Origin of the sequence: Caballeronia sp. BR00000012568055 (assembly GCF_029439455.1) — a bacterium.
Taxonomy (GTDB): Bacteria; Pseudomonadota; Gammaproteobacteria; order Burkholderiales; family Burkholderiaceae; genus Caballeronia.
This window is the reverse complement of record NZ_JAQFVG010000252.1, coordinates 18,868-27,348: the sequence shown is the minus strand read 5'-3', so window position 1 is coordinate 27,348 and position 8,481 is coordinate 18,868. Positions and strand designations below refer to the sequence as shown.

The following is an 8,481-nucleotide window of genomic DNA, read 5'->3' as shown; positions in this document are numbered from 1 at the left end:
GACGATCTCGCCCGCGCGCACCGCAAAGCTCGCGTGCCGCAGCAAGGGCGCGCTGGCGAGATCGCGCACTTCCAGCACGACATCGCCATAAGGACGCGGCTCCCACGGATAGAACGATTCCAGATTGCGCGCGACCATCGCCTGAACGAGTTCGGCCTCGGTCCATTGCGACATCGGACGCGCGCCGACCGTTGCGCCATCGCGCATCACGACAGCGGAATCGGCCAGTTCGAACACCTCTTCCAGATGATGCGAGATAAAGATAATGCCCATGCCCTCTTCGCGCAGCCGCCGCACCACGGCATACAGATTCGCGATGTCGTGGCTCTGCAGCGCGGCGGTCGGCTCATCCATCACGAGGATGCGAGCGTCGCGCGCAATCGCCTTCGCCACTTCGACGAGTTGCCGCTTGTTGAGCGGCAGATCGCCGAGGCGTTGCCACGGCGGCACGTTATCGAGACCCACGCGAGCGAGCGCTTCGCGCGCCATCGCATGGGCTTCGCGCTGCTTCACGAAGCCGCTCGCCGACGGCATGCGGCCGAGGAACAGATTCTCCGCGACCGTCATATCGTTGATAAGCGAAAGCTCCTGATAGATGACGGCGACGCCCGCATCGATCGCCGCATTGGTGCCGCGCGCGAGCAGCGCGCCATCGATCTCGATACTGCCTTCGTCGGGTTCGTACGCGCCCGACAGCGTCTTGACGAGCGACGACTTGCCCGCGCCGTTCTCACCGACGATCGCCAACACATGGCCGCGATGCAGATCGAGGCTCACGCCGCGCAGCGCCTTCACGCCGGGAAAACTTTTGACGATGCCCTGCATGCGCAAAAGCGGCGCTTGCGCTTTTGTATCGGCTGTCATGATTTCCATTCCGTCTTGCATGGGTCGGGCGTAGCGCGGCTCGCACGCTACGCCTGCGGTTACGCTTACTGCTTCACTTCCTCCGACCACAAGCCGTATTTCTTCACTTCATCGGAATCGATGTTGGACTTGTCGATCAGCATGGTCGGCCATGCGTAGTTCGCGGGCACGTCCTTCTTGGCGTTGTAGTCCGCGATAAATTGCAGCGACTTGGCGGCCATGCGGATCGGATTCTGCGAGATGGTGGCGTCCTGCTTGCCCGCGCGGATCGCGGAGAGCGCCTGCGCCGTGCCGTCCGCGCCGATCACCATGATGTGATCCTTGTCGCCGAGCGGCTTGTAACGGCCCGAGTTGTCGATGGCCTTTTCCGCGCCGACGGTGTTGTCATCGTTCGCGCCGAAAACGGCATCGATCTGCGGATATTTTTGCAAGATGCTCGTCATCGCGTTGAGCGACTTCTCCTGATCGAACGCGCCTTCCTGCCGCGCGACCACCTTGATATTCGGATACTTCGCGATCTCGTCGCTGAAGCCCTTCTCGCGGTCCGTCGCGGCGGTCGTGCCGACAAGCCCGATCAAATCGACGACATTGCCCTTCTCCGAGCCATAGCGCTTCTTCAGTTGCTCCGCGATCCACTTCGCCGCCGTCTGCCCGAGCGCGACGTTATCCGATGCAACGAACGACGTGACCTTGCCGCCATCCGAACCACGGTCCAGCGTGAACACCGGAATGTTCATCTGATTGGCCTTCTCGACCGCCGGAATGATCGCCTTCGAATCGATCGGATTGAGCACCAGCGCGGTCACGCCCTGACTCAGCAGATTGATCGCGTCGTTCACTTGCTGCTGGGCGTCGCCGTTGGCGTTGGTCTGCACGAGATCGAAGTTCTGCTCCTTCGCCTCGCGCTCGACGCCCGCTTTCAGGCCGACGAAGAACGCGTTGTTGAGCGTTGCAATCGAAAAGCCGACCTTGGGCTTGCCGCCCGCAGGTGTGGCAGCCGTTGCAGCCGGCGCGCTGGCAGCCGCACTGGCGGGCGCGCTGGCGGCATCGCTCGAACTCGCCGCCGAACTGCTGCCCGACGATGCGTTGTCGCTCTTCGAACAGCCCGCGAGCGCGGCCGCGCACAACAACAACGCGCCGGTTGATTTGCCGATCATTCCCCAGCTATCGAATCTTGCTGAACTCCAGGCCATGACTGTCTCCGTTATTCAAGTTTTACGAGTTTGCGATACTCATTTCTCTTTCAGCTTGCCTTGCTGCGCCTGCCGTAAGTCTTGAACTTCTCCAGCACTTCATCCATTTGTTCATCCGTCAGCACGGGCGGCGTGCCGAGTTGAGACGCGAGCAGATACTGCTTCGCCAGCACTTCGACTTCGTGCGCGAGCCACAACGCGCGCGCGAGATCGTCGCCCAGCGCGATCACGCCGTGATGCGCGAGCAGACACGCGCGCCGCTCGCGCAACGCGTCCAGCGCGTAATCCGATAGTTGCTGGCTGCCGAATACCGCATACGGCGCGCAGCGGATTGACACGCCGCCCGCCGCCGCGACCATGTAATGCACAGGGGGAATATCGCGGGCATGAATCGCCAGCGCGGTTGCCGCGATCGAATGCGTGTGCACGACCGCGTTCGCATCGGCGCGCGCACGCAGAATGTCGCGATGAATGCGCCATTCCGACGATGGCCTGTGCGTGCGCAAGATCGCGTCGTCCTCGTGCACATCGAGCGGCAGCCAGACGATGCCCGCAGCATCGAGTTCGCGCGCGGGCACGCCGCTGGGCGTGATGAGGAAGCCATCGCGACAGCGCGCGCTCACATTGCCCGAGGTTCCCTGATTGATGCCGAGCCGCTCCATTTCGAGCGCGGTTTCGACGATACCCCGGCGCAATGCGTCTTCGTCGAGCGCGTTCATGCGGCGTTGCCTTCAGCTTCGAAGAGACGCTCGAACGGCGCATTCACGATGCCTCGCTCCGTGATGAACCCCGTGACGAGCGCATGCGGCGTCACATCGAAAGCGGGATTGCGCACCGCGATGCCCTGCGGCGCGACACGCTGGCCCGCGAGATGCGTGACTTCCGCATCGCCACGTTCTTCGATCTCGATCTGCGCGCCGCTCGCCGTCGAAAAATCGAGCGTCGAAGAAGGACACGCCACATAAAACGGAATGCCGAAATACTTCGCCGCGATGGCCACGCCCAGCGTGCCGATCTTGTTGGCGAAGTCGCCATTCGCCGCCACGCGATCCGTCCCGACGATCACCAGATCGACGCGCCCTTGCGACATCAGCGAAGCCGCCGCGCCGTCGATGACGAGCGTGACGTCCACGCCCGCCTGCTGCAATTCGAAGGCCGTGAGGCGCGCGCCCTGCAACAGCGGACGCGTTTCATCGGCATAGACCTTGAACGCGATGCCCGCGCGATGCGCCGCATAAATCGGCGCGGTGGCGGTGCCGAGTCCGGTGGTTGCGAGCGCTCCGGCGTTGCAGTGCGTGAGCACGCCCGCGCCCGCTTCGATCAGCGGCAACCCGTGTACGCCGATTCCTTCGCACAGCGCAATATCTTCGGCATGAATGCGCTTTGCTTCATCGACGAGCGCATCGTAGAGCGTGGCGGAATCGCGTGCATCGCTTGCGTGTGCGCGGCGCAGCATGCGCTTCAGGCTCCAGCTCAGATTCACCGCAGTCGGGCGCGCCGAATCGAGATAGGCCGCGCGCCGCTCCAGCTCCGCGCGAAACTCCGCGACCGGCAACGCGCGCGCATCCTGCATCGCCACGCAGAGTCCGTAGCCCGCCGCCACGCCGATAGCAGGCGCACCGCGCACGCGCAGTTCGTGAATCGCGCGCCACACGGCGGCGGCATCGGCGACATGCTCGATCACGATATCGTGCGGCAGACGCGTCTGATCGAGCAGCAGCAAATCGCCGTCGCGCCATTCGATGGTCGGTGCCAAGGTCGGAAAGTTGCGCTGCGAAACCATGAACGCTCCGGGATCGATCAACTGAAAGAGGATTTGTCGAGCAAGGTTTCGCGCGCGAGCAGCGTGACCTGTTCGATATCGGTAAGCGCGGCGCGCTGCACAAGCAACGCTTCGGCGCAACGCAGACAACGCACTTCGATTTGCGCGCGCAACTGCGCGTCGGGAATGCGCGTAATTTCCGCGACCTTCGCCATGCCGACGATACGTCGGATCATCTTGCAGCCCGCGAAGCCAAGCGTATCCGCAAGCAAACGCCGCATAAAATGCGCGCGATACGCCTCGCCGACGCGCGTCTCCGCCGTGCCGATAAAGCGTTTCCCGCTGCGGCTTTCGTGCTCGCGCCAGAGCGTGAGGAAGGTCGCGCTGAAGCCGTTCCAGATCGTCACGGCCTGCTCCAGCAGCCATTCCTGATACGCGCGCGGATCGCCGCCATCGACACGTCCGTGATAGTCGCGCGAGAAATACGCGAGCAGCAGATTGGCGATAAGCGCGCCGATGTCGAAACCCATCGGACCGTAAAACGCGAACTCAGGATCGATCACATAGGTTTCGCGCGCGTTCACCATGATCGAGCCGGTGTGCAGATCGCCGTGCAATAGCGTCTCCGCGTGATTCATGAAAGCCCACTTCATATCGGCGGCGGCGCAGCGCAATGGCTCGTAGCTTCGCAGACGCGCAATCGCGGACGCGGGCAACGCAGCGCTATACACGTTGGACGAATGATCTTCGTACGGAAACGTAAAGACGAGATCTTCGGTAATCCTGCATAACTCGATGTTCACGCTCGCGCTCATCGCCTGCTTCTTGATGTCCGGCGCGAGGAACAGATCCGAGCCATGAAACAAGGTGTGCGCGAGATAGTTCGCCATGTGCTGCGCAAACAGCGGATAGCTCACGCCGTCCATCAATCCCTGACGCAGAATGCGATGCGAGGCGAGATGCTGCATCACCACCAGAAAGCGCTTTTCGTCGGCGTGATAGACGCACGGCACATGCTGCGGACACAGCGCGCCGAAGCGCCGCAACGCAGCCACTTCATGATCCATACGCTGACACGACAGCGGCCAGTTCTTGCCCACCAGACGCAGGAACGGCGGCGCCTGCTTGACGACCACGCTATGCTCGCGCGCCTTCGCGTTGGTCACGATGTACACGTAATTCAGATTGCCGTCACCGACCTCGGCGATATCGAGATCGGCGGGCGCATCGTCTTCGAACAAGCGCGCGCGCACATCGGCGATGCCGCCGAGATAATCCGCAAGCGCGGATGCAGTGAACGCTTCGAACTCCATCGGTGTCTCCTCCGATGTGTTCCGGCATGCAGACGCCACGCTTTTCAGCGACGCTTGCGCACCAGATCGAACTTGAAGATGCTCGTGTTGTAGTAGTCGTTGCCATAGCAGAGCGGCACACCGCTCTGATCGAAATCTACTTCGTCCAGCAGCAGAAACAGGCCGAAGCCATCGCCCAGTTCCGGCAGATCGCGCGGCGTGAGAATGGTCGGCTGGATCGACGTATGCGTGTGCGACAAACGCCTGCCCGTGCGCGCGAACATGCCGAACAAGGACTCGCCCATTTCGCCGTCGGCGGCATCGAACAGAGCCTTCGGAATCGTGTCGATGCAGTATGCGGCGATGGCGTCGTCCGCGCGGCGCACGCGCTCGATCCGCACGCACGGATCGCCCGGCGCAATGGCGAGCTTTTCCGCCAGACTCTCCGATGCCGCGATTACTTCGGTCTGCATACGGCTCGTGGACGGCACCGCGCCCACGCTGCGGATCATGTCCGTCACAGACATCAGATCATCGAGTCCGCCTTGCAGCTTCAGCGAGATATGTCTGATGAAGGTGCCGCGCCCCTGCACGCGTTCGAGCAGCCCGTGCGAGATCATCTGCGCCACCGCTTCGCGCAGGCTCGAACGCCCCACGCCGAGCAGTTCGCAAAGCTCCGGCTCCGTGGGAATCTGGTCGCCGGGCTTGAGCTTGCGCTCGCGAATCATCGTGAGAAGCGACGCCTGAATCTTGTCGCTCATCGAACGTTCGACGCTTAAGCGCATGGTGCTCTCGTGAGTGGCATCGGCTCGAAGATACATCAGACGTCTGATGTTTTTTCTTGGGACTTTCCCGTAGCACGGCCACGTTATTTCTTATGCGCAATGCTCACGCAAGCGCAGCAAAAATGCGCTCACGTGCTTGTTCACCTTCGTTTGCATCGCACTAAAAAGCGTGCGATCCCACACTTTGCGCACGCATAAAAACGCGTTCGCCATCCAAGCGCGACGCAATTATCGATGTGTAGAATGAGCGCGTCTTAAATGGCCGTGCTCCCTGCGTCAAGCATGACGAAACAAACGCCCAAGAGCCGGACCGCAAGGCATTCTTAAGGAGACGACAATGTGGTTTGTCGGCAAAAGCGAGTTGCTCTCGCTGATCCAGCGCCATTGCCTCGACGAGGTCATGCCCGCCTTCAGCGATCACCGGACGCTGCGCAAGAATACGGTCGTGTATCGCCCGGACGAATCCAGCGAACACGTTTATCTGCTCAAAAGCGGCAGCGTGCGGCTTTATCGGCTGACCGAGGATGGTCAGGAAATCACGCTGGCTTTCGTGAAGGCAGGCATGATTTTCGGCGATGGCGATGTGCTCAATCAGGCCAGTTATTCGCATCATGCGCAAACGCTCGCGCCCAGCATGGTCTGTTATATCCGCAAGGCGGATTTCAAGGACCTGCTTACGCGCTATGACGTCATCAATCAGTTTGTGCTGAGGAACCACTATCTGCGCTGGCAGGAAGCGCAGCAAGTGATCGAAAACCTCTCGCTGCATGATGTGAAAAAACGCCTCGTCAATCTGCTCGTCATGTTCGCGGGACAAGTCGGCACGCCGTGCGATCACCTCAGCGATCAACTCGATCAGGGCGACGCCATTCTTATCGACCTGCCGATCGCGCAGGACAAGCTGGCGGAGTTTATCGGCACGTCGCGCGAATCGGTCAATCGGCACTTCAGCGATCTGAAGGCCGAAGGGCTTGTCGATATGCGCGAACGCAAGATCGTGCTCACGCCCGCGTTCGTCGCGCGCTATGTGAACAAGGTCCAGACGCCCGCGCTTGCGCCGCTTTGAGCGGTCGACAACGCAGGCACAGGCGGCGTGTCACGCCGTGGCGAGCGCCATCACCTTTTCCTGCGATGCCTCGGCGCGGCTCAGTTCGCCGCTGATACGTCCTTCGCGCACGGTCAGAATGCGATCGCTTACCGCGAGCACTTCGAGCAGATCGGACGATATGACGATCACGCCGATACCTTGCGCCGCGAGCCGCGCGATCAGCGCATGCACTTCTGCCTTCGCGCCGACGTCGATGCCGCGCGTCGGTTCATCGACGATCAGCACTTTCGGATGCCGCGCGACCCACTTTGCAATGACGATCTTCTGCTGATTGCCGCCGCTCAGATTCACCACTTTCTGCTCGACGCCCGGCGTCTTGATGCCGAGCATCCGCACGTATTCGCGGCAACTCTCGCGCTCGCGTGCGTGCTGCACGAACTGGAACGGCGAATAGCGCGCCAGATGCGTGAGGCTGAAGTTTTCGCGCACGCTCATGCCGAGCACGAGTCCCTGCGCCTTGCGGTCTTCGGTGACAAAGCCGATGCCCGCGCGGATCGCGTCGTGCGGATTGCGGATGTTCACCGGCACGCCATCGACGAGAATCTCGCCGGTGGCCGCGCGCATGCCGAAGATCATCTCCATGATTTCGGTGCGTCCCGAGCCGACCAGCCCCGCGATACCCAGCACTTCCCCACGATGCAGCGTGAAGCTGATATCGCGGATACGCGCTTCCATTGCGCGGACCGGCTTCAACGCGAGCGCGCGTACTTCGAGCACGGGTGTATCGCTCGCGTGCGATTGCGGCTCGCCGTAGAGTTCGCTCAGTTCGCGATCCACCATCTGACGCACCAGCGTTTCGCGCGTGACGTCCGCAATGGGCGCGCTTCCGACGGTGCGGCCATCGCGCAGCACCGTCACGCGATCCGCGAGTTCAAATATTTCTTCGAGCCGATGCGAGATGTACACCACCGCGATGCCGCGTTCGCGCAGACGCCGCACCAGCCCGAGCAGCACCGTGGTTTCGTGATGACTGAGCGACGCGGTCGGCTCGTCCATGATGATCGCCTTGGACTGCGCGCTGAGCGCCTTGGCGATCTCGATCATCTGCTGTTGGCCCACGCTCAGTTCGCTTACGCGCGTGACCGGATCGATATTCATGTCGATCGTCTTCAATACTTCGGATGCCTGATGATACATGCGCGCGCGATCGATCAGCCCGAAGCGTGTGCGCGGTTCCTTCGCCAAAAAGATATTCTCGCCGACGGTCAGATTCTCCACGACCGCCAGTTCCTGATAGATGATGTTCACGCCAAGCGCACGCGCGTGATTACTGTCGGCGAGCGCAACCTCGTTTCCTTCGATAAGGATCGCGCCGCCGGGATCGGGTGCGTAGATGCCGGTCAGAATCTTCATCAACGTGCTCTTGCCTGCACCGTTTTCGCCGGCGAGCGCATGCACTTCGCCACGACGAATCGTCAGGCTTACACGGTCGAGCGCCTTCACGCCGGGGAAGGTCTTAGAGATGTCGCGCATCTCC

The 8,481-nt window shown here is 61.7% G+C and carries 8 protein-coding genes; 1 reads left to right on the top strand and 7 read right to left on the bottom strand.

The features are described 5' to 3' along the window. The 6 genes from P7F28_RS14995 to P7F28_RS14970 form a co-directional block, all read right to left on the bottom strand. On the bottom strand, positions 1–864 hold an 864-nt coding region (locus P7F28_RS14995; protein WP_277185311.1), incomplete at its 3' end, for an ATP-binding cassette domain-containing protein. A 65-nt stretch (positions 865–929) separates the two neighbouring features. Continuing rightward, positions 930–2,057, bottom strand: a complete 1,128-nt coding sequence (locus P7F28_RS14990; RefSeq protein WP_277185310.1) for a sugar ABC transporter substrate-binding protein — start codon at positions 2,055–2,057, stop codon at positions 930–932. A 50-nt stretch (positions 2,058–2,107) separates the two neighbouring features. Then, positions 2,108–2,776 (bottom strand): L-fuculose-phosphate aldolase, encoded by a 669-nt coding sequence (locus P7F28_RS14985; RefSeq protein ID WP_277185309.1) that lies wholly within the window; start codon positions 2,774–2,776, stop codon positions 2,108–2,110. After that, on the bottom strand, positions 2,773–3,840 hold the full coding sequence (gene mtnA, locus P7F28_RS14980) for an S-methyl-5-thioribose-1-phosphate isomerase (protein WP_277185308.1): 1,068 nt from the start codon (positions 3,838–3,840) through the stop codon (positions 2,773–2,775). The genes P7F28_RS14985 and mtnA overlap by 4 nt, the downstream gene beginning before the upstream one ends. 17 nt (positions 3,841–3,857) lie before the next feature. Further along, positions 3,858–5,132: an S-methyl-5-thioribose kinase gene (gene mtnK, locus P7F28_RS14975; protein ID WP_277185307.1), complete on the bottom strand. Its 1,275-nt coding sequence runs from the start codon at positions 5,130–5,132 to the stop codon at positions 3,858–3,860. Between the two features lie 44 nt (positions 5,133–5,176). Continuing rightward, positions 5,177–5,872, bottom strand: coding sequence for a GntR family transcriptional regulator (locus tag P7F28_RS14970; RefSeq protein ID WP_277185306.1), 696 nt, complete (start codon positions 5,870–5,872; stop codon positions 5,177–5,179). A 361-nt stretch (positions 5,873–6,233) separates the two neighbouring features. On the opposite strand from P7F28_RS14970, the gene P7F28_RS14965 reads away from it, so the two are divergent. Further along, positions 6,234–6,962, top strand: a complete 729-nt coding sequence (locus P7F28_RS14965) for a Crp/Fnr family transcriptional regulator (protein WP_277185305.1) — start codon at positions 6,234–6,236, stop codon at positions 6,960–6,962. Between the two features lie 30 nt (positions 6,963–6,992). Here the strand turns inward: P7F28_RS14965 and P7F28_RS14960 are convergent. Then, on the bottom strand, positions 6,993–8,481 hold a 1,489-nt coding region (locus tag P7F28_RS14960; RefSeq protein WP_277185304.1), incomplete at its 5' end, for a sugar ABC transporter ATP-binding protein.